Source organism: Pseudonocardia sp. DR1-2 (assembly GCF_023717215.1).
GTDB lineage: Bacteria > Actinomycetota > Actinomycetes > Mycobacteriales > Pseudonocardiaceae > Pseudonocardia > Pseudonocardia alni.
In genome coordinates this window covers 616,067-640,208 of sequence record NZ_JAMQOF010000004.1, presented here as the reverse complement: position 1 = coordinate 640,208, position 24,142 = coordinate 616,067, and the positions used below count along the sequence as shown (strand labels likewise).

Below are 24,142 nucleotides of genomic sequence, written 5' to 3'. Positions count from 1 at the left end.
GGGCCGCGTACGCTGGTCCGCGAGATGAACACCGCGCGCAGCCAGAACCGTCCCGACGACAACCCCTGGGTCCTCTCCACCCGTGAGCTGGCCCGCCGCCCCGGTAACCAGCGCACCGTGGCCCGTACGGTCCCCGCGCCGTCGGGCGACGCCGAGATCGGCCTGACCGGGGTGATCACCGTCCCCGGCGGGTCCGACGTCGAGCTCGACGTGTCCCTGGAGTCGGTGACCGAGGGCGTCTACGTCTCCGGCACGGCCGATGCCCGGCTGGCGGGGGAGTGCTCGCGCTGCCTGGAGCCGATCGGTGAGGACGTGCAGGTCCGGATCGGCGAGCTGTTCGCCTACCCGGACTCGGTCACCGAGGAGACCACCGACGCCGACGAGATCCCGCGCCTGGTCGACGAGCGCATCGACCTCACCCAGACCGTGCGCGACGCGATCGTCACCGAGCTCCCGATGGCGCCCCTGTGCCGCGAGGACTGCCCCGGTCTGTGCGTCGAGTGCGGCGAGAGGTGGGCCGATCTCCCGTCGGATCACGGGCATGAGACACTGGATCCTCGTTGGGCGGCGCTCCGTGAGCGCCTGCCCTCCACCGACTGAGCGGCGGCTCCACGTGAGCCCGCTCCCCGGTGGGCAGACCTGATCGTTCGAAGTACCGAGGAGTGTCATCATGGCCGTTCCCAAGCGCCGGATGTCGCGGTCGAACACGCGTGCGCGCCGGTCGCAGTGGAAGGCCTCTGCGCCGACCCTGGTCGCCTGCTCGAACCGCGCCTGCCGTGAGCCGAAGCTGCAGCACATCGCCTGCCCGACCTGTGGGCAGTACGACGGCCGTCAGGTCACCAGCCCGGCCTGATCGCAGCAGTGGGCGACAAGAGCGTGACCGGTCCGGTGACGGACCGGTCACCTCTGCTGTCCGCACTCGGTGTGGACCTGGACGAGGCGCTGCTCACGCTGGCGCTCACCCACCGGTCCTACGCCTACGAGCACGGCGGTCTGCCGACCAACGAGCGCCTGGAGTTCCTGGGCGACTCGGTGCTGTCGATCGTGATCACCGAGCGGCTCTACCGGGACCACCCGGACCTGCCCGAGGGGCAGCTGGCGAAGCTGCGCGCGAGCGTGGTCAACATGCACGCGCTCGCCACCGTCGCGGTGGCGCTGCCGACGCCGGACGACGGGCCGCACGGCCTCGGCGCGTACCTGTACCTGGGGCGCGGTGAGGAGCTGACCGGTGGCCGGTCGAAGGCCAGCATCCTGGCCGACGCCACCGAGGCGCTGCTCGGCGCGGTGTACCTCGCGCACGGCCTCGAGCCGTCCCGCGAGCTGATCCACCGGCTGTTCGCGGACCTGCTGCACAGTGCCCCGCTGCTCGGCGCGGGCCTGGACTGGAAGACCAGCCTGCAGGAGCTCACCGCCGCCGGCGGGCACGGCGTGCCCGAGTACCGGATCGACGAGGAGGGCCCGGACCACCTGAAGGTGTTCACCGCGACGGCCGTCGTCGGGGGTCGTGACCTCGGCAGCGGTGCGGGGCGCACCAAGAAGGAGGCCGAGCAGAAGGCGGCCGAGATCGCCTGGCACGCGCTGTCCGACGAGAGTGCCGGCTCCGGGCGGTAGCCGTCGATGCCGGAACTGCCCGAGGTCGAGGTCGTCCGCCGCGGCCTCGCCGACCACGTGCTGGACCGGCGGATCGCCCGCGTCGAGGTGCTGCATCCGCGCGCGGTACGCCGGCACCCGACCGGCGCGGACGACTTCACCGGCCGGCTGACCGGGCGCACGCTGTCCGCGGCCGCGCGGCGCGGCAAGTACCTCTGGCTGGAGCTGGACACCGCGGGCCCCGGCGACGACGCACTGCTCGCGCACCTGGGCATGTCCGGGCAGATGCTGGTGGAGCCCCCGGACGCGCCCGACGAGAAGCACCTGCGGGTCCGCGTCCGGTTCGACGACGACGGCCCCGAGCTCCGCTTCGTCGACCAGCGCACCTTCGGCGGGCTGTCGGTGCACCCGCTCGCCGCGGCCGCGGGCGGCGGCCTGGTGCCCGAGCCGGTCGCGCACATCGCGCGCGACCCGATGGACCCGGCGTTCTCGGCCGACGACGCCGTCGCGGCGCTGCGTCGCCGTCGCACCGAGGTCAAGCGTGCGCTGCTCGACCAGACCGTCGTCTCCGGGATCGGCAACATCTACGCCGACGAGGCGCTGTGGCGGGCCCGGCTGCACGGCACCCGGCCCACCGGGAAGCTCACCCGGGCCCAGGGTCACGCCGTCCTCGACGCCGCGACGACCGTCATGCACGAGGCGCTCGCCCAGGGCGGGACCTCCTTCGACGCGCTGTACGTCAACGTCAACGGCGCCTCGGGCTACTTCGACCGCTCCCTGAACGTCTACGGCCGGGCGGACCGGGCGTGCCGTCGCTGCGGCACCCCGATCCGCCGGGACGCGTTCATGAACCGCTCGTCGTTCACCTGCCCGCGGTGCCAGCCGGCGCCGCGGCCGCGTCGCTGAGCGGCGCGGGGGGTCAGGAGCAGTCGCGGCGCAGCAGGTCCTCCGGGGTGTCGCGGCGCAGCAGCGGCAGCGACGCCCCCGCGGCGACGGCGATCACCGGCGGGCGCGGGACCTGGTTGTAGGTCGACGCCATCGACGCGTGGTACGCGCCGGACACCGGCACCGCCAGCAGGTCCCCGGGCGCGACGTCGGCGGGCAGCCGGACGCCGTCGGCGATCACGTCGGAGGACTCGCAGTGCCGCCCCGCCACGCGGACCGTCTCCAGCGGCGCCCGGGTGGCGCGCCCGACGAGCCGGACCGGGTAGCGGGCGCCGTAGAGGGCGGGGCGCGGGTCGTCGCTCATGCCGCCGTCGACCAGCACGGTGATGCGGCCGTCGCCGCAGCGCTGCACGGCGCCGACCCGGTAGAGCGTCACCCCGGCCCGGGCGACGACCGCGCGTCCCGGCTCGACCAGCAGCCGCGGCTCGTCGATCCCGTGCGCCGCGCAGGTCCGGGCCAGGGTGCCCCGCACGGCCCGGCCGAACGTCGCCGGGTCCAGGCAGGGCTCGCCCTCGGCGTAGCCGACCGCGTGGCCGCCGCCCAGGTCCAGCTCGGCGACGGTGATCCCGTACCGCGCGCGCAGCGCCGCGATCACACCCACCATCCGGACCGCGGCGCGCTCGTAGCGCGACACCGACGGCACCTGCGAGCCGAGGTGGCAGTGCAGCCCGGCCAGCTCCAGCTCGGGGCGGGCCAGCACCCGTCCGGCGACCTCGCACGCCTCGGCGGGCGGCATCCCGAACCACGACGACGCGGTGCCGGTCGTGAGCCCCGGGTGGGTGCCGGCGTCGACGTCCGGGCTGATCCGCAGCAGCACCTTCTGCCGGTGCGGCGCGAGCGCGGCGATCCGGTCGACCTCCGCCGCCGAGTCCAGCACGATCCGCCCGACGCCCGCGGCGAACGCCGCCTTGAGGTCCTCGTCGGTCTTGACGGTGCCGTGCAGCACGATCCGGTCGCCGGGCAGCCCCGCGGCCGCGGCCACCGCGACCTCACCGCCGGAGCAGGCGTCGACCGAACAGCCCTCGTCGGCGACCAGGCGGGCCATCCCGCGGCAGAGGAACGCCTTGCCGGCGTAGACGATCTCGGCGTCGGGCAGCGCGGCCCGGTAGGCACGGCAGCGGGCGCGGACGTCGGCGGTGTCGAGCACCTGCACCGGGGTGCCGAAGCGGGCGGCGAGCCCGGCGAGGTCGACCCCGCCGATCTGCAGGGCACCGTCGGAGGTGGCGCGGGTCGTGAGCGGCCACAGGCCCGGCTCGAGGCGGGCGGCCAGCGTCGGGCGGAGGGAGGGGAGCAGGTCGGCGAGGGTCACCGGGATGACTCCTTGGTGGCGGGCGCCCGGTGCGGGCGCCGTGCCCCTCCGTTGTCACCCCGCGGGCGCCTCCGTGCCCGTTCCCGCTACGCCGCCCTGACGGGGCCGGTGCCACCACTGGCGGCACCTTGACACGCACGGGGTGCAGTGGTGCGCGCACTACTGCGCACTGCGTAGTACTCTCCGGTGCGCAAGGAGGTGCGATGGACACCAGTCAGCTGCTCAAGGGAGTGCTCGACCTCGCGGTGCTCGCCGTGCTCGACCGCGGGGACGGCTACGGCTACGAGGTCGTCCGTGCGCTGCGCGCGGCCGGGCTCAGCGAGGTGGGGGACGCGTCGGTCTACGGCACGCTGCGCCGGCTCTACGGTGCGGGCCTGCTGACCTCCTACGTCGTCCCCAGCGAGGAGGGGCCGCACCGCAAGTACTACGCGATCAACGAGCCGGGCCGGGCCCGGCTGCGGGAGACGACCGACCGGTGGCGCGCGTTCGCCACCACGATGGAAGGCCTGGTGGGCACGTGAGCACCGACGGCACCGGCGGCCCCGACGGCGCCGCCACGACCCGGATCGGCGACCCGGTCGGCACCGAGTACCTGCTCGGGTTGCGGGAGGCGCTGTCCGACCTGCCCCCGGCGGAGGTCGAGGAGATCGTCGAGGACGCGCGGGGCCACCTCGCCGACCTCTCCGACGAGCTGGGCCCCGGCTTCGACCGGGCCGCGGTCCGCGAGCGCCTCGGCACGCCGGAGGCCTACGCGGCGGAGCTGCGCGCGGCCGCGGGCTATCCGGCCCCGCAGGCGCCCGCCGGACGCCCCCGCACGGGCGGGGCGTGGTTCGCGGTGGCCGCGCTCCTCGGCGCCACCGGCCTGATGGTCCTCGCGGGTCCCGCCGTGTGGCAGGTCGGGCCGTCGGCGTCGTTCCCGATGTTCCTCGCGGCCCTGGCCGCCGGGGCCGGGGTGCTCGCCGTGTGGACCGACGGGCCGGGGCAGCCGTCGGTCGCGGCGCTGCCGTCGGTGGTGGCGCTGCGCGAGCGGATCGCCCGGACCCGGGCCGACGGCGGGGTCGGCGGGTTCGTCCTGACCCTCCAGCCCGGCTGGTGGGTGCTGCGCGGGCTGGTCGCGGCCGGGCTCGTCGGATGGGTGTTCGGCGGGGGCGGGTCCGCCGGGCTGCTGATCACCGTCGTCCTGGCCGTCGCCGCGGTGCCGCTGTCGGTGCTGCTCGGCCGCCGCAGCGCGGTCGACCGCCGGCTGCTGTGGGCCGTGGTGCCGCTGAACGCACTGGCCGCGGGCCTGCTGGTGGCCGGGGTGCCGGCCCAGGGGCAGGACCGCACCACCGACGTGTCGTCGTACTCGCCGCCGCCGGGGCTGACCCTCGACGGGAACACGGTGTCCGACGTGCGGCCCTTCGACGCGAACGGCAGGCCGCTGACCGGGGTCTACCTGTTCGACGAGAACGGCCGCCCGCTCGCCGTCGACGACGGTCACTGCCCCACCGACGGCTCCGCGGCCACCTCGACCGTCCCGGCGCCCGGGCCGTACCCGCAGGGTGTGCGCACGACCGACCCGTCGTCGGGGGAGTGCGTGACCGTGCCCCCGCCGCCGCTGGTCGTGACGATCCCGCAGACCACGGCGGCCCGTCCGGGTGCGCAGGCGCCGCCGACCGCGCCGCGGGCGACCCCGGCACCGGCCACGCCCGGAGCCGGCGGCTGAACCGGGGGCCGGGCGTCCACGGGGGGTGGGCGCCCGGCCCTCAGAGCCAGTCGTTGTGCTTGAACGCCAGGTACAGCCCCAGTCCGAGCAGCAGCATCAGCCCGATGGCCATCGGGTAGCCCAGCGCCCAGTGCAGCTCCGGCATCTCGTCGAAGTTCATGCCGTAGATGCCGGCGATCAGGGTCGGCGCGAACAGGATCGCCGCCCACGACGACACCCGCTTCATCTGCTCGTTCTGCGCGAAGCCCGCCTCGGTGAGCCGGGTCATCTCCTCGTTCTGCCGCTGTGCGACCAGGGTGGAGTTGACCGTCAGGATGTTGCCGAGCAGGTCGCGGAACCCCTCGACGCGCTCCCGCACCCGGGTGGCGTGGTCGATCACGTCGCGCATCGCCCGGCGCAGCTCCAGGTCCGGGGCGTCGCCGGACTTGGCGAACCGGGCCCGCAGCTCGACGAAGATCTCCTGCAGCGGCTCGACGGCCCGCTGGAACGCGATGACCTGCCGGGTCAGCTGGTAGATGCGCCGCGACACGTTCGGGTCGCCGCGGAAGACCTGCACCTCGATCTCGTCGATGTCGTCCTGCAGGCCGTCGAGGACGGGGAAGTAGTCGTCGACGACCCGGTCCAGCACCGCGTAGAGCACCGCCATCGGGCCGTGCGAGAGCAGGTCCGGGTCGCTCTCCAGCCGGTCGCGGACCTCACCGAGCTGCGGCTCGGCGGCGTGCCGGACGGTGATGACGAAGTCCGGTCCGAGGAACAGGTGCACCTCGCCGATCTCGACGACCTCGTCGGAGTCGACGTAGCGGGCCGGGCGCAGCACCACGAACTCGGTGCTGCCGTAGCGCTCCAGCTTGGGGCGCTGGTGGGCGTTGACGGTGTCCTCGATCGCCAGCGCGTGCAGCCCGAACTCCGCCGCGACCTGGTGGATCTCGTCGACGCCCGGCCGCAGCATGCCGATCCAGCAGAACGCGGGTGCCTCGCCGCCGTGGTCGGCACGGCAGCCCTGCAGCGCCTCGACCGCGCTGTCGACGGAGTCGGGCGCCGCCGCCCGCTTGCCGTCGACGTAGACCGCGTTGTCGATCACCGACATGCACAGACCTCCCCGCCGGGCCGGCCGGGCGGGTGCCCGGGCCGTCACCGAGCAGGGTAACCAGCGCTGTGCCGCGCAACCGCCGGGACGAGGAGGTGGGCCACCAGCGCGGTCGCCAGCAGCCCGGCCAGGAGCTCCAGGTCCCGCGCGCCGGTGTGCAGCTCGGCGAGGCGGTGCAGCCCGAAGCCGTCGGCGAACCCCCAGCAGACCGCCGCGGCGGCCAGCGCACCGGCCGCCGTCGTCGCGACGGCGAGCGCCGCCGTCCCCACCACCGCGACGGCGACCGCGACCGCGGCGACGAGGCCGGGCCCGGCACCGGCGGCCCCCGCGGCACCGGCGGCGAGCCCCGCGGCGACGCCGGTGGCGATCGCGGCGACGAACCCGGCGCCCCCGGGCAGGGGCGGCGGGACCGGACGGGCGGGGCGGCGCTGCAGCATGCGCGGGAGCGTGCGCCCCCGGCGGCGGCCCGGCCCGGTCCCTGACGCGGTGTTGGCGTCGTCACGCGCGTGTGTTGACGGGTTCCTGAGACCGACCGCCCGTCCGGGGGACGTGATGGCCACCACCGGGCGTCAAGAACGCGTCAACGCGCGGCCCGGTGGGCGTCAATCCGCCGTCATCGCCGCGGGCACGACCCCCGGTGCGGCGCACGATCCCCGCAGCCCGCCGGACAAGCCGGCGGGTGGGCACGACCGAGGAGAGTCCCGTGGCCGACCTGGCCTACACCGCGTTGCTGGTGGCGTCCTTCGCCGTCCTCGCGCTCACCCTGCGCGGGATGGAGAAGCTGTGATCGCGAACATCGCCGGGGGTGTGCTCGCCCTGGCCCTGCTGGTCTACCTGGTGATCGCGCTGCTCCGCCCGGAGCGGTTCTGATGGCGGGGCTCGCGCAGGCGGCGGCGCTGGTGGCGCTGCTCGCCGTGACCTGGAAGCCGCTGGGCGACTGGATGGCGCGGGTCTACACCGACACCCGGCACTGGCGGATCGAGCGGTTCGTCTACCGGATCTGCCGGATCGACGCCGCGTCCCCGCAGCGCTGGACGACCTACGCCGCGGGTGTGCTGGGCTTCTCGTTCGTCTCGATCGCGCTGCTCTACCTGATGCAGCGGCTGCAGGCCTTCCTCCCGCTCGGGTTCGGCCGCGGCACCGACGGCGCCACCTCGGTGTCGCCCGCGATGGCGTTCAACACCGCGGTGTCGTTCGTGACCAACACGAACTGGCAGTCCTACGTGCCCGAGCAGGTGCTCGGCCACACCGTGCAGATGGCCGGCCTGACCGTGCAGAACGTCGTGTCCGCCGCCGTCGGCATGGCGGTCGCGGTCGCGCTGGTCCGCGGCTTCGTCTCCCACGGTGCGACCGGCGACGACGAGGGGGGCCGGATCGGGAACTTCTGGGTCGACCTGACCCGCGGCGTCGTCCGGATCCTGCTGCCGATCGCCGCCGTCGCCGCGATCGTGCTCGTCGCCACCGGCGTGGTGCAGTCGCTGCGGTCCGGTGTCGACGTGACGACCGTCGACGGCAGCGTCCACACCCTGCCGCTCGCCCCGGCCGCCTCGCAGGAGGCGGTCAAGGAGCTCGGCACCAACGGCGGCGGCATCCTCAACGCCAACTCCGCGCACCCGTTCGAGAACCCGAACCCGCTGTCGAACCTGCTCGAGATCTTCCTGCTGCTCGTCGTCCCGGTCGCGCTGACGCGCACGTTCGGCGTGCTGGTCGGGCGGGTCCGCCAGGGCGTCGTGCTGCTGTCGGTCATGGGCGGGCTGTGGGCGCTGTTCCTCGCCGCGACCTGGCTCGCCGAGCTGCACCCCAACGGCCCGGCCGCGCTCGCCGCGGGCGGGGCGATGGAGGGCAAGGAGGTGCGCTTCGGCATCCCCGGCTCCGCCCTGTTCGTCGTGTCCACCACGGGCACGTCCACCGGCGCGGTCAACGCCACCCATGACAGCCTCACCGGTGCGGGCGGCGGCGTCGCGCTGCTGAACATGCTGCTCGGCGAGGTCGCCCCCGGCGGCGTCGGCTCCGGGCTCTACGGCCTGCTGGTGCTCGCGGTCATCGCGGTGTTCCTGGCCGGGCTGATGGTCGGGCGCACCCCGGAGTACCTGGGCAAGAAGCTCGGCCGGCGCGAGATCACCTACGCCGCCGTGTCGATCCTGGTCATGCCCGCGTTCGTCCTGATCGGCGCGGGCCTGGCCATCGCGCTGCCGGGCACCGCCGACGCGCTGGGCAACGACGGCGCGCACGGCTTCTCCGAGGTCCTCTACGCCTGGGCCTCGGCGGCCAACAACAACGGCTCCGCGTTCGGCGGGCTCACCGTGACGAGCGACTTCTTCCAGGCCGGGCTGGGACTGGCCATGCTGTTCGGCCGGTTCGTGCCCATGCTGGCGGTGCTGGCGCTCGCCGGCTCGCTGGCCCGCCAGCGCCGCGTCCCGGCCGGCGCCGGGACGCTCCCGACCGACGGCCCGCTGTTCGCCGGCCTGGTCGGCGGCACCGTCCTGCTCGTGTCCGCGCTGACCTTCTTCCCGGCGCTCGCGCTCGGCCCGATCGCCGAGGCCCTCTCGTGACCGCCACCCACCACCACCGTGCCGAGTCGGAGGAACCCGTGTCCGTGACGACCGAGCCGCAGACGGCACCGCCGAGCGCGACGCCGGTCGCCGCCGGGGCGTTCGCCCCCCGCCAGCTGCTGGCCGCCCTGCCCGAGGCCCTGGCCAAGCTCGACCCGCGGGTGCAGGCCCGCAACCCGGTCATGTTCGTCGTCTGGGTCGGGTCCGTGCTGGTCACGGTGCTCGCCGTCGCGGACCCGAGCGTGTTCGCGGTGCTCGTCGCGGTGTGGCTGTGGTTCACCGTGCTGTTCGCCAACCTCGCCGAGGCCGTCGCCGAGGGGCGCGGCAAGGCCCAGGCCGCCTCGCTGCGCGCCACCCAGCGCGACACCGTCGCCCGCAGGCTGGTCACCGACTCGCCCGCCGACCGCGACGCCGCCGAGGAGCAGGTCCCCGGCGCGCAGCTGCGCCTCGGCGACCTCGTCGTCGTCGAGGCGGGGGAGACGATCCCCGGCGACGGCGACGTCGTCCACGGCATCGCCTCGGTCGACGAGTCCGCCATCACCGGCGAGTCCGCGCCGGTCATCCGGGAGGCGGGCGGCGACCGCTGCGCCGTCACCGGCGGCACCACCGTGCTCTCGGACCGGATCGTCGTGCGGATCACGACGAAGCCGGGGGAGTCCTTCGTCGACCGGATGATCGCCCTGGTCGAGGGCGCCGCCCGGCAGAAGACGCCGAACGAGATCGCCCTGACCATCCTGCTGTCGGCGCTGACGATCATCTTCCTGCTCGCCGTGGTCGCGATCGCCCCGATGAGCGCCTACGCCGGCACCCAGGTGCCGCTGCTGGTGCTCACCGCGCTGCTGGTCTGCCTCATCCCGACGACCATCGGGGCGCTGCTGTCGGCGATCGGGATCGCCGGGATGGACCGGCTCGTGCAGCGCAACGTGCTCGCCACGTCCGGGCGCGCGGTCGAGGCCGCCGGCGACGTCGACACCCTGCTGCTCGACAAGACCGGCACCATCACCTTCGGCAACCGGCGCGCCACCGCGCTGCACCCCGTCGGCGGCACCGGGGTCGAGGAGCTGGCCCGCGCCGCGCGGCTGTCCAGCCTCGCCGACCAGACCCCCGAGGGCCGCAGCATCGTCGAGCTCTGCGCGGCCGAGCACGGCCTCCCGCCGGAGGCCGACGCGACCGAGGCCGTCGCCGAGTTCGTGCCGTTCACCGCGCAGACCCGGATGTCGGGCATCGACCTGCCGGGCGGTGTCGTCCGCAAGGGGGCCGCGGCCGCGGTCCTGGACTGGGCGCGCACGACCGGAGGAGCCGAGGACCGAGCCGAGGTGGAACGTCTCGTCGAGTCCATCTCCGACGGGGGCGGGACCCCGCTGGTGGTCGCCCGGGCGTCCGGACCCGGGGGTGACGGCGCGGCCGTGCTCGGCGTGACCGAGCTGTCCGACGTCGTCAAGCCCGGCATGGCGGAGCGCTTCGCCGAGCTGCGGGCCATGGGCATCCGCACCGTGATGGTCACCGGCGACAACCCGCGCACCGCGGCCGCGATCGCCGCCCAGGCCGGCGTCGACGACCACATCGCCGAGGCCACCCCCGAGGACAAGCTCGCCTACATCCGCCGGGAGCAGGAGGGGGGCCGGCTGGTCGCGATGACCGGCGACGGCACCAACGACGCGCCCGCACTGGCCCAGGCCGACGTCGGCGTCGCCATGAACACCGGCACCTCCGCCGCCAAGGAGGCCGGGAACATGGTGGACCTGGACTCCGACCCGACCAAGCTCATCGAGATCGTCGAGATCGGCAAGCAGCTGCTGATCACCCGCGGCGCGCTCACGACGTTCTCCGTCGCCAACGACCTCGCGAAGTACTTCGCGATCCTGCCCGCGATGTTCGTCGCGCTGTACCCGTCGCTGGGGCTGCTCAACGTCATGGGCCTGGCCACGCCGGAGTCCGCGATCCTCTCCGCGGTGATCTTCAACGCGCTGGTGATCGTCGCGCTGATCCCGCTCGCCCTGCGCGGGGTGCGGTACCGGCCGTCGTCGGCGGCGTCGCTGCTGCGGCGCAACCTGCTGATCTACGGCCTCGGAGGGGTCGTCACCCCGTTCGTCGGGATCTTCCTCATCGACCTGCTCGTCCGCTTCGTCCCGGGGATCTGATGCTCACCACCCTGCGCCGCCAGACCGCGACCGGCCTGCGCGTGCTCCTCGTCATGACCGTCCTGTGCGGCATCGTGTACCCGCTCGCGATCTGGGGCGTCTCCCGGATCCCCGGGCTCTCCGCGCAGGCCGAGGGCTCGGTGCTGCCCGGCGGCACCGGCTCGTCGCTGATCGGGATCGACCCGGTCGCCGCCGACCCGGCCGCCGACCCGTACTTCCACACCCGGCCCTCGGCGACCGCGGAGGCCGACGCCGGGCTCGGCCCGGCCGACACGACGACCTCCGGCGGATCCAACAAGGGCGGCTTCGACACCGGGCTGCTGGAGGCGGTGCAGCAGCGCCGCGCGGTGATCGCCGCCCGGGAGGGCGTCGACCCCGCCGCCGTCCCCACCGACGCCGTCACCGCGTCCGGCTCCGGGCTCGACCCCGACATCAGCCCGGCCTACGCCGCACTCCAGGCACCGCGCGTCGCCCGGGTCACCGGGCTGTCGCTCGACCGGGTGGAACAGCTGGTGGCCGACGCGACCAGCGGACGCACCCTCGGCTTCCTCGGCGAGCCCCGGGTGGACGTCACCGAACTCAACCTGTCCGTGCGGGACGCGCGGTAGTGGGGCGGGACCACAATGGCCGGGTGAGGGGAGAACTGCGCATCCATCTCGGTGCCGCACCCGGGGTCGGGAAGACCTTCGCCATGCTCGGCGAGGCCCACCGGCGGGTCGGCCGCGGTGCCGACGTGGTCGTCGGCGTCGTCGAGACCCACGGCCGCGAGCGCACCGCGGGGCTGCTCGAGGGACTGGAGGTGGTACCGCGGCGCACCGTCGCGCACGGCGGCACGGAGCTGCACGAGATGGACGTCGACGCGGTGCTGGCCCGCCGCCCCCAGGTCGCCCTGGTCGACGAGCTCGCCCACACCAACGCGCCCGGCTCGCGCCACGCCAAGCGCTGGCAGGACGTGGAGGAGCTGCTCGACGCCGGCATCGACGTCATCTCCACGGTCAACGTGCAGCACCTGGAGTCCCTCGGCGACGTCGTCGAGACCATCACCGGGGCCCGCCAGCAGGAGACCGTGCCCGACGACGTGGTCCGCCGCGCCGAGCAGATCGAGATCGTCGACATCACCCCGGAGGCGCTGCGCCGCAGGCTCGCGCACGGCAACGTCTACCCGCCCGAACGCGTCGACGCCGCGCTGGCGCACTACTTCCGGGTGCCCAACCTCGTCGCCCTGCGGGAGCTCGCGCTGCTGTGGATCGCCGACGAGGTGGACGTGGTGCTGCGCCGCTACCGCACCGAGCAGCAGGTGTCCGACGTGTGGGAGACGCGCGAGCGGGTGGTCGTCGCGCTGACCGGCGGCCGGGAGTCCGAGACGGTGCTGCGCCGTGCCGCACGGATCGCGAAACGCTCCGGCGGCGCCGACCTGATGGCGGTGCACGTGCTGCGCGGCGACGGCCTGGTCCCCGGCCGCGCCGGGGCGCCGGTGGTCGCCGCGGACCGGGTGCGGCGGATGGCCGAGGGGGTCGGGGCGAGCTTCCACACCGTCGTCGGCGAGTCCGTCGACGACGCCCTGCTCGACTTCGCCCGCGGGGCCAACGCCACCCAGCTGGTGCTGGGCACCTCCCGGCGCTCCCGGCTGGCCCGGGTGTTCGACCCCGGGATCGGGGCGCGGGTGGTGCAGGAGTCCGGACCGATCGACGTGCACATGGTCACCCACTCGGCCGCCGGGCGGGCCCTGCGGCTGCCGAGGCTGCGCAGCGGCCTGCCCGCGGGCCGTCAGGCCGCCGGCTGGGCGACCGCCGTGCTCGCGCCGGCGGCGGCGACCCTGGTCGGGATCGCGCTGACCGACTGGGTGGACCTGTCCACCGACGTCGTCCTCTACTTCCTCGCGACCGTGCTCGCCGCGCTGGCCGGCGGGCTCGGCCCGGCGCTGCTCGCGGCGCTGCTCGGCGGGCTGCTGCTGAACTTCTTCCTGTCCCCGCCGCTGTACTCCTTCGCGATCGCCAACCCCGGCAACGTCATCACCGTGGCGACCATGCTGCTGGTGGGGGTGCTGGTGGCGCTGGTCGTCGACCGGGCGGCCCGGCGGGCGGAGCAGGCGGCGCGGGCCCGGGCGGAGGCCGCGCTGCTGGCGTCGTTCGCGCGGACCGTCCTGACCCGGTCCGACCCGCTTCCGCGGCTGCTGGACCGGGTCCGGGAGACCTGGGCGCTGCAGTCGGTGGCACTGCTCGAGCAGGGCGAGGACCGGGTGTGGCGCCGGGTCGCCTGCACCGGCGACGCCGGGGCGTGCGACCGGCCGGAGAAGGCCGACGTGGACGTCGTCGTCGACGAGGGGCTGCACCTGGTCGGGACCGGCCGCGCCCTGCCCGCGGCCGACCGCAGGCTGCTGGAGGTCGTCGGCGGGCAGGCGCTGCTGGCGCTGCGCGGGCAGCGCGCCGAGGCCGGGGCCGCCGACGCCGAGCGCCGCGCGGCCGCCAACGAGACCCGCGGCGCGCTGCTCTCGGCCGTCGGGCACGACCTGCGCAGCCCGCTGACCTCGATCAAAGCCGCCGCGAGCAGCCTGCGCGACGAGCACCTGCCGCTCGGACCGGACGACCGCGCCGAGCTGCTGGCGACCGTCGAGGAGTCCGCGGACCGGCTCACCGGCCTGGTCGACAACCTGCTCGACTCCTCCCGGCTCGCCGCGAACGCGGTGACCCCGCTGCTGGCCCCGGTCGGTTACGACGAGGTCGCCGCCACCGCGCTCCTCGGCCTGGAGGGCGCCGCCCGGGTCCGTGTCGAGATCGACGAGGACCTGCCCGACGTCCTCGCCGACGCGGGCCTGCTCGACCGGGTGCTCGCCAACGTCGTGGACAACGCGCTGCGGCACGGCGGGACCGAGGTGGTCCTGCGCGCCAGCGCCTACTCCGACCGGGTCGAGCTGCGCGTCGTCGACCGGGGGCGTGGTGTCGCACCGCGCGAGCGTGACGCGCTGTTCGCCGCGTTCCAGCGCCTCGGCGACCGCGACGCGACGTCCGGGCTCGGCCTGGGCCTGTCGGTGGCGCAGGGGCTGACCGTGGTGATGGGCGGCGAGCTGACCGCGGAGGACACCCCGGGCGGCGGTCTCACCGTCGTCGTCTCGCTGCCCGCCGCACCGGTGGGGGTGGCCCGGTGAGCGGGGGCGGGCACGGCGTGCGGGTGCTGGTCGTCGACGACGACCCGCAGATCCTCCGGGCGCTGCGGATCAACCTCACCGCGCACGGCTACACGGTGCTCGTCGCCGCCGACGGCTCGGCCGCGCTGCGGGCGGCCGCGGACGGGCATCCGGACGTCGTCGTCCTCGACCTGGGGCTGCCCGACCTCGACGGCACCGAGGTCGTCGAGGGGCTGCGCGGCTGGAGCACGGTGCCGGTGATCGTGCTGTCCGCGCGCACCGACTCCACCGACAAGGTCCGGGCGCTCGACGCCGGCGCCGACGACTACGTCACCAAGCCGTTCGGGATGTCCGAGCTGCTGGCCCGGCTCCGGGCCGCGGTGCGCCGCGCCGCCGTGTCGACCGTCGACGGCGAGGCCGTCGTGACCACCGCGGACTTCACCGTCGACCTGGCCGCCAAGACGGTCGCACGCACCGACGGCGCCGAGGTGCACCTGACCCCGACCGAGTGGGGGATCCTGGAGCTGCTGGTGCGCCACCGCGGCAAGCTCGTCGAGCAGAAGCGGCTGCTGCGCGAGGTCTGGGGCCCGCAGTACGGCACCGAGACCCACTACCTGCGGGTCTACCTCGCCCAGCTGCGCCGCAAGCTGGAGCCGGTGCCGTCGCGGCCGAAGTACCTGATCACCGAGGCGGGGATGGGGTACCGGTTCGACGGCTGAGCCGGACTCAGCGGCCGAAGTCCTGGGTCCAGTACCCGTCGGCCAGCCCGACGCCGATCGTGGTCAGCGAGCAGTCCAGGATGTTCTTCCGGTGCCCGGGGGACTCCATCCAGTCCTGGACGACGGTCGCCGCGTCCGGCTGGCCCATCGCGATGTTCTCCGCACCGGGGGAGCCGTAGCCCGCCGCGGTGATGCGGTCGGCGAAGTCCCGGCCGTCGCGGCTGTCGTGGGCGAAGTAGCCCTGGGCGGCCATGTCCTCGCTGTGGCCCTGGGCGGCCGCGCTGATCCGCGGGTCGGCCCGCAGCGCACCGCAGCCCGCGGCGGCCCGCTCGGCGTTGGTCAGCTCCACGACCCGGGCGAGCTCGCCGGACAGCCCGGCCACCGCGCCCCTCGCCGACGGGACCGCCGGACGGGCCGCGGGGGCCGGCCCGGAGGCGCGGCCGGTGACGGGCTCGGCGGTGGCGGCCGCGGCGGTGGCCGCCTCGTGCGCGGAGAGCGCGTCGAGCGCGGTCCGGGCGGAGGAGCCCGGGTCGGCCGGGGCGGCGGCGAGCGCACCGCGGACGAGCGCGGCGCCGTCGACCGGTGCGCCGTCACCGGCCGGGGCCGGGGCCGTCGTCGCGTAGGCGGCGCCGACCGCCCGGAGCGGCCGGGTGTCGGAGACCGGTCCACCGGGCCGTTCGGCGTCGGGCGAGCCCACTGCCGTGAGCGCCGGTGCGGCGAGCGGGGCGGCCATGGCCAGCACGGCGCCGGCCCCCACCCCGCCGAGCACGGCGCTCGCGGCGCGCGGTGTGCGTCGTCGGGTCACGGCCGCGTAACGTACCAGCACTGTGAGTGGCAACACGGATTCGACCGTTCGGCTGATCGCATGGGTCCAGGGGGAGGTGCAGGGCGTCGGTTTCCGCTGGTGGACGCGGTCGCGGGCGCTCGAGATCGGCCTCGTCGGCCAGGCCCGCAACCTGTCCGACGGCCGGGTCGCGGTGACCGCGGAGGGTGACCGCGCCGCCTGCGACCGCCTGCTGGAGCTGCTGCGCGGCGGGGACACCCCGGGGCGGGTGACGTCGGTGTCGGAGCAGTGGGCTGAGCCGTCCGGCGCATTCTCCGGGTTCGTCGAGGCCTGACCGCTCAGTTCTGTCGGTGCGGGGGTCTACACCTGTGCCCACACCGACACCGGGAGGTCGCGATGCCCGTCCAGATGAACCCCTACCTGCACTTCGAGAACCGGGCGCGGGAGGCGATGGAGTTCTACCGCTCCGTGCTCGGCGGGGAGCTGCAGGTCATGACCTTCGGCGACATGGGCGCCGAGGGCCCCGTCCCCCCGCCGGACGGCGTCATGCACGCCTATCTCGGCACCCCCGACGGCTTCGCCCTGATGGCCTCCGACGGTGACCCGCAGCGCCCGGTGGGGCCGCCGTCGGGCATCTCGGTCAGCCTGTCCGGCGACGACCCGGACAAGCTGCGTGGCTTCTTCGCCGGGCTCGCCGAGGGCGGCGTCGTCGACGTCCCGATGGAGAAGCAGATGTGGGGCGACGAGTTCGGCCAGCTCACCGACCGCTTCGGCGTCCGCTGGCTGGTCAACGCCTCCGCCCCCACCACCTGAGGATGCGCGGGCGGGCCGTCGGGCACGGCGGCCCGCCCGGCTACCCTGGTCGCCCCCGCGCACCTGGAGATCCCCGCCCGTGCACCTCAAGACGCTGACGATGAAGGGCTTCAAGTCCTTCGCCTCGGCCACCACGCTGCGCCTGGAGCCCGGGATCACCTGCGTCGTCGGGCCGAACGGCTCGGGCAAGTCCAACGTCGTCGACGCGATCAGCTGGGTGCTCGGCGAGCAGGGCGCCAAGGCGCTGCGCGGCGGCAAGATGGAGGACGTGATCTTCGCCGGCACGTCCGGCCGGGCGGCGCTGGGCCGCGCCGAGGTCACCCTCACCATCGACAACTCCGACGGCGCCCTGCCGATCGACTACTCCGAGGTCTCGGTGACCCGCCGGATGTTCCGCGACGGCGCCGGCGAGTACGAGATCAACGGCTCCCGCGCCCGGCTGCTCGACGTGCAGGAGCTGCTCAGCGACTCGGGCATCGGCCGGGAGATGCACGTCATCGTCGGGCAGGGCCAGCTCGACGGGGTGCTGCAGTCCAAGCCGGAGGACCGCCGCTCCTACATCGAGGAGGCCGCCGGGGTCCTCAAGCACCGCAAGCGCAAGGAGAAGGCCCTCCGCAAGCTCGACGCGATGCAGGCCAACCTCACCCGGCTCACCGACCTCACCGCCGAGCTGCGCCGCCAGCTCAAGCCGCTGGGCCGCCAGGCCGAGATCGCCCGCCGCGCCCAGGCCGTGCAGACCGAGCTGCGCGACGCGCGGCTCCGCCTGGCCGCCGACGACTACGTGACCCTGTCCGAGGAGACCCTGCGGGAGGAGGCGTCCCAGGAGCAGGCCCGGCGCCGCCGCGCCGAGGTCGAGGAGCAGCTCGACGTCGCCCGCGGGCGCCAGGACGAGCTGGAGACCGCGCTCGCCGCGGACGCGCCGCGGCTGCAGGTCGCCCAGGACACCTGGTACCAGCTCTCCGCACTGGCCGAGCGGCTGCGCGGCACCGTGCGCCTCGCCGAGGAACGCGTCCGCCACCTCACCTCCTCGGCCGAGGCGGGGCGCACCCCCGGTCGCGACCCGGACGAGACCGAGGCCGAGGCCGACGCGGTCGCCGAGCAGGAGGACGAGCTGGTGGCCGCCGTCGCCGACGCCCGGCGCCTGCTCGACGAGGCCGTCACCGAGAAGGCCGAGCGCGAGCGGACCCTCGCCGCCGCCGAACGCGAGCACCTGGCCGCCGTGCGTGCCATCGCCGACCGCCGCGCGGGGATCGCCACCCTCGCCGGGAAGGCCGACGCGCTGCGCTCCGGCGTCGCCGCGACCGCGGAGGAGATCGAGCGGCTGTCCGAGGCGCTCGCCGAGGCGGTCGCCCGCACCGCCGAGGCCGAGGCCGAGCTGGAGACCGCGCGGGAGTCCCTCGGCGTGTCCGGGGACGACGCGGACACCGACGCGCTCGCCGCCCGGGTCGAGCAGGCCGAGGCCGCGCACCGCAGCGCGGCCGAGCGGGTCGCCGAGCTGGTCGCCGCCGAACGCGACGCCGAGCAGCGCCGCGCGCACTGGCGCGCCCGGGTCGACGCCCTGCAGGTCGGCCTGGTCCGCCGCGACGGCACCGGCGCCCTGCTCGACTCCGGCGCCGACGGCGTGCTCGGCGCCGTCGCCGAGCTCGTCGAGGTCGAACCGTCCGGCCGCGCCGCGGTCGCCGCGGCGCTGGGCGAGCTCGCCGAGGGCGTCGCCGTCGCCTCCGTGGTGTCCGCGGCCGAGGCGCTGCGGTCCCTGCGCCGGGGCGACGCCGGCCGGGCCGCGCTGCTCGTCGGCGCCGGGGCCGCGGGAGCCGACCGCTCCGCCGGGCGGGTGCCGGTCCCGGTCCCCGACGGCGACCCGCCCGCCGGGCGCTGGGCGGCCGCGCTCGTCACCGCACCGCCCGCGCTCGCCCCGGCGCTGGGGGAGCTGCTGGCCGGGGTGGTCGTCGTCGACGGCCTGGACGCGGCGGCCACCGCCGTCGGGGCCCGGCCGGGGCTGACCGCGGTCACGACCGAGGGGGACCTGCTCACCGCGCACACCGCCCGCGGCGGCACCAGCGCGGGGGAGGGCGCGCTGCAGCTGCAGGCCGCCGTCGACGACGCGGTTACCGCCCGCGACGCCGTCGACGCCGAGCTGGAGTCGCTGCGCCCCACCTGCGAGGGCGCCCGCGCCGAGGAGGCCGCCCGCGGGGCCGACCTGACCGCGGCCCGCGCCGCCGTCGCCGACGCCGACCGGCGCCGCTCGGCCGCCGCCGCCCAGCTCGGGCGGCTCGAACAGGTCGTCACCTCCGCCCGCGCCGAGGCCCAGCGGCTGCGCGACCGCCGCGACACCGTCGAACGGCGGCGGTCGGACTCGCTGATCGAGCTGGAGGCCGCCGAGCGCCAGCTGTCGCTGGCGTCCGACGCCCCGGTCGACGACGAGCCCGACACCGAGCTGCGCGACGAGGCCGCCGAGCGGGTCGAACAGGTCCGCTCCGAGGAGGTCGAGTGCCGCCTCGCGCTGCGCACCGCCGAGGAGCGGGCCCGCGCCATCGCCGGGCGCGCCGAGACCCTGCGCCGCCAGGCGCACGCTGAGCGCCTCGCCCGGTCCCGGGCCGCCGCCGCGGCCGCCGAACGGGAGCGGGCCTCCGAGGTCGCCCGGCTCGTCGTCGACGCCGGGCACGTCGCCGCCGAGCGGATCGAACGCTCCCTGGCCGCCGCGGCCGCCGAGCGCGACGAGATCCAGGCCGCCCGCGCCGAACGGGAGCGGGCCCACACCGAGGCCCGCGACACCACGACGAAGCTCACCGCGCTGCTGGAGAAGCTCACCGACGCCGTCCACCGCGACGAGATGGTGCGCCAGCAGACCCGGATGCGCCTGGAGCAGCTGACCGAGAAGATCCTGGGTGACCACGGCATCGGCGTCGACGACCTCGTCGCCGAGTACGGGCCCGAGGTCCCGGTGCCGCCGTCGGCCGCCGAGACCGCCGAGTACGAGGCCGCACGCGAGCGCGGCGAGCAGGTCTCCGCGCCGCCGCCGGTCCCGTTCGACCGGCCCACCCAGGAGCGCCGTCTCAAGCGCGCCGAGAAGGACCTGTCGCTGCTCGGCAAGGTCAACCCGCTCGCGCTGGAGGAGTTCGCGGCGCTGGAGGAGCGCTACAGGTTCCTGTCCACCCAGCTCGAGGACCTGAAGAACACCCGGCGCGACCTGCTCACCGTCGTCCGCGAGGTCGACGACAAGATCCTCGAGGTCTTCACCACCGCCTACCACGACGTCGCCGCCGAGTTCGAGACCGTGTTCGCGACTCTGTTCCCCGGCGGCGACGGCAGGCTGGTGCTCACCGACCCCGACGACATGCTCACCACCGGCATCGAGGTGGAGGCGCGCCCGCCGGGCAAGAAGGTCAAGCGGCTGTCGCTGCTGTCCGGCGGGGAGCGCTCACTGACCGCGATGGCGCTGCTCGTCGCGATCTTCCGGGCCCGGCCCTCGCCGTTCTACGTTCTCGACGAGATCGAGGCCGCTCTCGACGACGTCAACCTGCGCCGGCTCATCTCGCTGATGGAGGAGCTGCGCACCACCAGCCAGCTCATCGTCATCACCCACCAGAAGCCGACGATGGAGGTCGCCGACGCCCTCTACGGTGTCTCGATGCGCGGCGACGGCATCACCCAGGTCATCTCCCAGCGCCTGCGCCCCGCCTCCTGACCGGCTGACCGGCCCGTCCTGCACGGCGGGCCGGCCGGGCGTGGCAGGGTGGCGTCGTGACCACGCAGACCCTCTGGATCGTCGTCGCGATCGTCGTGGCGGTGTTGCTGATCGCCGTCGTCGCCGGGCTGGTGATCGCCCGCCGACGGCGCATCAGCCTGCGGTCCGACGAGCAGCAGCGCGAGCTCGGGACCGGTACGGACGAGCCACCGCGCACCGGCGGCAGCTACCAGGCCGGGGGCGGGTTCGCGTTCTCCTCCGGGACGGCCACCGCGCCCGAGCGCCCGCGCGCCCCCGGCGACGACGCCCCGACCGCCGCCACACCGGCCCCCGCCACCCCGGCCGCGCCGGCGCCGCCCGCCGAGGCCGCCGACGCGCCGACCGCCGACGAGGTCCGGACCCCGCCCGGCGGCACACCCGTCGTCGACGGGGCGACCGAGGCCCGCACCCCGCCCGGGGGCATCCCGGTCAGCACCGCCCCGCCGGTCCCGTCGACCGCGCCGCCCAGCAGCCCGACCGTCCCCACCGAGCAGACCGGGACCGTCACCGGCACCCCGGACGCCCGCGTCATCGACACGGCCGAGGCCAGCAAGGACCCGGCCACCCGCCAGCTCCGCCGCCCCGAGGGCCCCTCCGGGGCCGCCGGGACCGTGGCGACGCCCGACGGCGGCACCACCGAGCAGATCCCGGCCCCGCCCGCCGCACCCGCCGCGAGTGCCCCGACCGAGCCGGTCGCACGCCCGGAGGTCGCACCGAGCGCCCCGACCGAGCCGGTCGCGCGTCCGGCGACGGTGGACCCGCAGGCGCCGGTCGCCCCGGGCGCGCCCACCGAGGAGATCGCCCCGGCCGAGGGCCGGATCGGCCGGTTGCGCGGGCGGCTGTCGCGCTCGCGCTCCGGGCTCGGCCAGAGCCTGCTGGGCCTGCTCGGCGCCGGCGACCTCGACGAGGAGTCGTGGGAGGACGTCGAGGCCACCCTGCTGCAGGCCGACCTGGGCCCCGAGACGACCGCGGAGATCGTCGGGAAGCTGCGCGAACAGATCGCGACCCGCGGTGTCCGCACCGCCGAGGCGGCCCGTGCCGCCCTGCGTGACGTGCTCGTCGAGGCCCTCGGCACCGGCCAGGACCGCTCGGTGCACGCACTGCCGCACGACGGGCGGCCCGCGGTGCTGCTGGTCGTCGGCGTCAACGGCACCGGCAAGACCACCACCACCGGCAAGCTCGCGCGGGTGCTGGTCGCGGGCGGGCACCGGGTGACCCTCGGCGCGGCCGACACGTTCCGGGCCGCCGCCGCCGAGCAGCTCGTCACCTGGGGCGAGCGCTCCGGTGCGGGTGTCGTCCGCGGGCCCGAGGGCGCCGACCCGGCCTCGGTCGCCTTCGACGCCGTCAGGCGCGGCACCGACGACGGGGTCGACGCCGTGCTGCTCGACACCGCGGGCCGGCTGCACACCAAGACCGGCCTGATGGACGAGCTGGGCAAGGTCAAGCGCGTCGTCGAGAAGCAGGCCCGGGTCGACGAGGTCCTGCTCGTCCTCGACGCCACCACCGGCCAGAACGGGCTGACCCAGGCGCGGGTGTTCGGTGAGGTCGTGGACGTCACCGGGGTGGTGCTCACCAAGCTCGACGGCACCGCCAAGGGCGGCATCGTGTTCCGCGTGCAGCGCGAGCTGGGGGTGCCGGTCAAGCTCGTCGGGCTCGGTGAGGGCCCCGACGACCTGGCCCCGTTCGAGCCCACCGCGTTCGTCGAGGCACTGCTCGACTGAGGTCACGGTGCGGGCCGTCGCGGACGGCCCGCACCGTGCGCCACGTCACGAACCGGACCATTCGGATGACCTTCGGTCCTCCGGATCCGGTTGGGTAACTCAACCGTCATCCGGCGCGGCCGCCTGTTAACCGTTACGAAACGGACAGGCGCCGAATGCGAAACACGCGATCACCATTCTTCCTCCCCAGTCAGCCAGATGGACGGACATGGGAGGAACAGTGCCTGCAGAGGCCCTCAACGGCGGAGACACCGCCTGGATCTTGGCGAGCGCCGCGCTCGTACTGCTCATGACACCGGGGGTCGCGCTGTTCTACGGCGGCCAGGCCCGGTCCAAGAGCGTGCTGAACATGATGATGATGTGCTTCAGCTCGCTGGGCCTCGTCGGAGTCCTCTGGATCCTGTTCGGCTACTCGATGACCTTCGGCCCGGACCTCGGCGGCGGCCTGCTGGGCGACCCGTTCGCCTACTTCGGCCTCACCGCGATCCTGGCGAACGACCAGGCCGCCGAGACGCTGCCGCAGCTGGCCTTCGTCAGCTTCCAGGCGATGTTCGCGATCCTGACGGTCGCGCTGATCGCCGGTGCCGCCGCCGACCGCATGAAGTTCGGCGCGTGGATGCTCTTCTCCGGCCTGTGGGCCGTCCTGGTCTACTTCCCGATCGCGCACTGGGTCTTCGACCTGGAGCAGGGCTGGATCGCCACCTCGCTGGGCGCGCTCGACTTCGCCGGCGGCACCGCGGTCCACATCAACGCCGGTATGGCCGCCCTGGTCCTCTGCATCATCCTGGGCAAGCGCCGCGGCTGGCCGCGTGAGGCCATGCGCCCGCACAACCTGACCATGGTCATGCTCGGCGCCGGCCTGCTCTGGTTCGGCTGGTTCGGCTTCAACGCCGGGTCCTCCGGTGCCGCCGACTGGGCCGCCGCCTACGCCTTCACCAACACCATCGCCGCCACCGCCGCCGCCATCCTCGGCTGGCTGCTGATCGAGAAGATCCGCTACGGCAAGGCCACCTCGCTCGGCGCCGCCTCCGGCATCGTCGCGGGTCTGGTCGCGATCACCCCGGCCTGCGCCTCGGTCTCCCCGCTGGGCGCGCTCGCCATCGGTGTCCTCGCCGGTGCGCTGTCGGCCTACGCGGTCGGCTGGAAGTACAAGCTCGGCTACGACGACTCGTTCGACGTCGTCGGCGTCCACCTCGTCGCCGGCCTCTGGGGCACCCTGGCCATCGGGTTCTTCGCCACCGACATCGCCCCCGACGAGACCAACGGTCTGTTCTACGGCGGCGGCGTCGACCAGCTCTGGCGCCAGGCCGTGGCCGCGCTCGCCACGCTGGTCTACTGCGGCATCGTGACCGCGATCATCGCCTTCATCGTCAAGGCCACCCTGGGCCTGCGCGTCGAGGACGAGGCCGAGCAGGCCGGCATCGACGAGGCGGAGCACGCCGAGACCGGCTACGAGTTCTCCGGCCTGCGCGGCGGCAGCGGTCTCGGCTCCTCGCCGAAGCCGGCCACCGAGGCGAAGGCCACCCCCGTCGCGAAGCAGGAGGTCTGACCCGTGAAGCTCGTGACCGCCATCGTCAAGCCGTTCGTCCTGGAGGACGTCAAGGGCGCCCTGGAGCAGATCGGCGTGCTCGGTCTGACCATCAGCGAGGTCCAGGGCTACGGCCGCCAGAAGGGCCACACCGAGGTCTACCGGGGCGCGGAGTACTCGGTCGACTTCGTGCCGAAGGTCCGCGTCGAGGTCGTGGTCGACGACGCGCTGCAGGACAAGGTCGTCGACGCGGTCGTCGAGGCCGCCCGCACCGGCAAGATCGGTGACGGGAAGGTCTGGGTGACCCCGGTCGAGACCGTGGTCCGCGTCCGTACCGGAGAACGCGGCGCCGACGCCATCTGACCGACGGTCCCTCGCGACGGCCCGTCGTGCTCCCTTC

General features: G+C 75.0%; 22 protein-coding genes. 18 read left to right on the top strand and 4 right to left on the bottom strand.

Going from position 1 to position 24,142, the window contains the following annotated elements; genetic code table 11:
- Nucleotides 1-24: 24 nt before the first annotated feature.
- The 4 genes from ND486_RS15335 (at nt 25) to mutM (ending at nt 2,496) form a co-directional block, all read left to right on the top strand.
- Entirely contained in the window at nt 25-600 is a 576-nt protein-coding gene (locus tag ND486_RS15335; RefSeq protein ID WP_062400972.1) for a DUF177 domain-containing protein, read from the top strand.
- 70 nt (nt 601-670) lie between these two features.
- Nucleotides 671-853, top strand: a complete 183-nt coding sequence (rpmF, locus tag ND486_RS15330; RefSeq protein ID WP_251784858.1) for a 50S ribosomal protein L32 — start codon at nt 671-673, stop codon at nt 851-853.
- 8 nt (nt 854-861) lie between these two features.
- Entirely contained in the window at nt 862-1,611 is a 750-nt protein-coding gene (gene rnc / locus ND486_RS15325) for a ribonuclease III (RefSeq protein WP_208821126.1), read from the top strand.
- 6 nt (nt 1,612-1,617) lie between these two features.
- On the top strand, nt 1,618-2,496 hold the full coding sequence (gene mutM / locus ND486_RS15320; protein WP_208821127.1) for a bifunctional DNA-formamidopyrimidine glycosylase/DNA-(apurinic or apyrimidinic site) lyase: 879 nt from the start codon (nt 1,618-1,620) through the stop codon (nt 2,494-2,496).
- A 13-nt stretch (nt 2,497-2,509) separates the two neighbouring features.
- On the opposite strand, the gene lysA is transcribed toward mutM, so the two are convergent.
- The gene (gene lysA / locus ND486_RS15315; RefSeq protein ID WP_251784857.1) at nt 2,510-3,844 is read right to left on the bottom strand and encodes a diaminopimelate decarboxylase; all 1,335 of its coding nucleotides are present in this window, start codon (nt 3,842-3,844) and stop codon (nt 2,510-2,512) included.
- 203 nt (nt 3,845-4,047) lie between these two features.
- Here lysA and ND486_RS15310 point away from each other — a divergent pair, with 203 nt between their 5' ends.
- Together ND486_RS15310 and ND486_RS15305 are read left to right on the top strand one after the other, a co-directional pair.
- The gene (locus ND486_RS15310; RefSeq protein ID WP_178376874.1) at nt 4,048-4,365 is read left to right on the top strand and encodes a PadR family transcriptional regulator; all 318 of its coding nucleotides are present in this window, start codon (nt 4,048-4,050) and stop codon (nt 4,363-4,365) included.
- Nucleotides 4,362-5,549, top strand: coding sequence for a hypothetical protein (locus ND486_RS15305; RefSeq protein WP_251784856.1), 1,188 nt, complete (start codon nt 4,362-4,364; stop codon nt 5,547-5,549). The genes ND486_RS15310 and ND486_RS15305 overlap by 4 nt, the downstream gene beginning before the upstream one ends.
- 40 nt (nt 5,550-5,589) lie before the next feature.
- On the opposite strand, the gene ND486_RS15300 is transcribed toward ND486_RS15305, so the two are convergent.
- Both ND486_RS15300 and ND486_RS15295 read right to left on the bottom strand, forming a co-directional pair.
- A complete protein-coding gene (locus tag ND486_RS15300) occupies nt 5,590-6,636 on the bottom strand; it encodes a magnesium and cobalt transport protein CorA (protein ID WP_062400981.1) in 1,047 nt (348 codons plus the stop codon).
- A 44-nt stretch (nt 6,637-6,680) separates the two neighbouring features.
- The gene (locus ND486_RS15295) at nt 6,681-7,073 is read right to left on the bottom strand and encodes a hypothetical protein (RefSeq protein ID WP_251784855.1); all 393 of its coding nucleotides are present in this window, start codon (nt 7,071-7,073) and stop codon (nt 6,681-6,683) included.
- A 346-nt stretch (nt 7,074-7,419) separates the two neighbouring features.
- Here ND486_RS15295 and kdpF point away from each other — a divergent pair, with 346 nt between their 5' ends.
- From kdpF to ND486_RS15265, 6 genes are read left to right on the top strand one after another with little or no spacing between them, the layout of a single operon-like run.
- Complete coding sequence (gene kdpF, locus ND486_RS15290) at nt 7,420-7,506, top strand: K(+)-transporting ATPase subunit F (protein WP_062400985.1); 87 nt, start codon at nt 7,420-7,422, stop codon at nt 7,504-7,506.
- Nucleotides 7,506-9,188 carry a potassium-transporting ATPase subunit KdpA gene (gene kdpA, locus ND486_RS15285; RefSeq protein ID WP_251784854.1) on the top strand — a complete coding sequence of 561 codons (1,683 nt, stop codon included), beginning with the start codon at nt 7,506-7,508 and terminating at the stop codon, nt 9,186-9,188. The genes kdpF and kdpA overlap by 1 nt, the downstream gene beginning before the upstream one ends.
- Nucleotides 9,189-9,226: 38 nt before the next feature.
- Entirely contained in the window at nt 9,227-11,329 is a 2,103-nt protein-coding gene (gene kdpB / locus ND486_RS15280; protein WP_308215848.1) for a potassium-transporting ATPase subunit KdpB, read from the top strand.
- Nucleotides 11,329-11,937, top strand: coding sequence for a potassium-transporting ATPase subunit C (locus tag ND486_RS15275; protein WP_208821135.1), 609 nt, complete (start codon nt 11,329-11,331; stop codon nt 11,935-11,937). The genes kdpB and ND486_RS15275 overlap by 1 nt, the downstream gene beginning before the upstream one ends.
- Nucleotides 11,938-11,960: 23 nt before the next feature.
- Nucleotides 11,961-14,474, top strand: coding sequence for a DUF4118 domain-containing protein (locus ND486_RS15270; RefSeq protein WP_308215847.1), 2,514 nt, complete (start codon nt 11,961-11,963; stop codon nt 14,472-14,474).
- On the top strand, nt 14,471-15,172 hold the full coding sequence (locus ND486_RS15265; protein ID WP_178376867.1) for a response regulator: 702 nt from the start codon (nt 14,471-14,473) through the stop codon (nt 15,170-15,172). Before ND486_RS15270 ends, ND486_RS15265 begins: the two co-directional genes overlap by 4 nt.
- 7 nt (nt 15,173-15,179) lie before the next feature.
- On the opposite strand, the gene ND486_RS15260 is transcribed toward ND486_RS15265, so the two are convergent.
- Nucleotides 15,180-15,977, bottom strand: a complete 798-nt coding sequence (locus ND486_RS15260; RefSeq protein WP_251784853.1) for a CAP domain-containing protein — start codon at nt 15,975-15,977, stop codon at nt 15,180-15,182.
- 22 nt (nt 15,978-15,999) lie between these two features.
- Between ND486_RS15260 and ND486_RS15255 the strand changes: the two genes are divergently transcribed.
- From ND486_RS15255 to ND486_RS15230, 6 genes are all read left to right on the top strand, one after another.
- Nucleotides 16,000-16,290, top strand: a complete 291-nt coding sequence (locus tag ND486_RS15255) for an acylphosphatase (protein WP_251784852.1) — start codon at nt 16,000-16,002, stop codon at nt 16,288-16,290.
- Between the two features lie 62 nt (nt 16,291-16,352).
- Entirely contained in the window at nt 16,353-16,769 is a 417-nt protein-coding gene (locus ND486_RS15250; RefSeq protein WP_062400995.1) for a VOC family protein, read from the top strand.
- A 79-nt stretch (nt 16,770-16,848) separates the two neighbouring features.
- The gene (smc, locus tag ND486_RS15245; RefSeq protein WP_251784851.1) at nt 16,849-20,454 is read left to right on the top strand and encodes a chromosome segregation protein SMC; all 3,606 of its coding nucleotides are present in this window, start codon (nt 16,849-16,851) and stop codon (nt 20,452-20,454) included.
- 56 nt (nt 20,455-20,510) lie between these two features.
- Nucleotides 20,511-22,214, top strand: coding sequence for a signal recognition particle-docking protein FtsY (gene ftsY, locus ND486_RS15240; RefSeq protein WP_251784850.1), 1,704 nt, complete (start codon nt 20,511-20,513; stop codon nt 22,212-22,214).
- A 289-nt stretch (nt 22,215-22,503) separates the two neighbouring features.
- Nucleotides 22,504-23,763, top strand: a complete 1,260-nt coding sequence (locus tag ND486_RS15235; RefSeq protein WP_237454072.1) for an ammonium transporter — start codon at nt 22,504-22,506, stop codon at nt 23,761-23,763.
- Between the two features lie 3 nt (nt 23,764-23,766).
- Complete coding sequence (locus tag ND486_RS15230; protein WP_062401001.1) at nt 23,767-24,105, top strand: P-II family nitrogen regulator; 339 nt, start codon at nt 23,767-23,769, stop codon at nt 24,103-24,105.
- The last annotated feature ends 37 nt before the right edge of the window (nt 24,106-24,142 follow it).

Coding starts and splice junctions, on each gene's coding strand:
- ND486_RS15235 (WP_237454072.1), top strand. CDS start 22,504: ATGACACCGGGGGTCGCGCTGTTCTACGGCGGCCAGGCCCGGTCCAAG.
- rpmF (WP_251784858.1), top strand. CDS start 671: ATGGCCGTTCCCAAGCGCCGGATGTCGCGGTCGAACACGCGTGCGCGC.
- ND486_RS15295 (WP_251784855.1), bottom strand. CDS start 7,073: ATGCTGCAGCGCCGCCCCGCCCGTCCGGTCCCGCCGCCCCTGCCCGGG.
- ND486_RS15250 (WP_062400995.1), top strand. CDS start 16,353: ATGCCCGTCCAGATGAACCCCTACCTGCACTTCGAGAACCGGGCGCGG.
- mutM (WP_208821127.1), top strand. CDS start 1,618: ATGCCGGAACTGCCCGAGGTCGAGGTCGTCCGCCGCGGCCTCGCCGAC.
- ND486_RS15300 (WP_062400981.1), bottom strand. CDS start 6,636: ATGTCGGTGATCGACAACGCGGTCTACGTCGACGGCAAGCGGGCGGCG.
- ND486_RS15335 (WP_062400972.1), top strand. CDS start 25: ATGAACACCGCGCGCAGCCAGAACCGTCCCGACGACAACCCCTGGGTC.
- ND486_RS15310 (WP_178376874.1), top strand. CDS start 4,048: ATGGACACCAGTCAGCTGCTCAAGGGAGTGCTCGACCTCGCGGTGCTC.
- kdpA (WP_251784854.1), top strand. CDS start 7,506: ATGGCGGGGCTCGCGCAGGCGGCGGCGCTGGTGGCGCTGCTCGCCGTG.
- ND486_RS15275 (WP_208821135.1), top strand. CDS start 11,329: ATGCTCACCACCCTGCGCCGCCAGACCGCGACCGGCCTGCGCGTGCTC.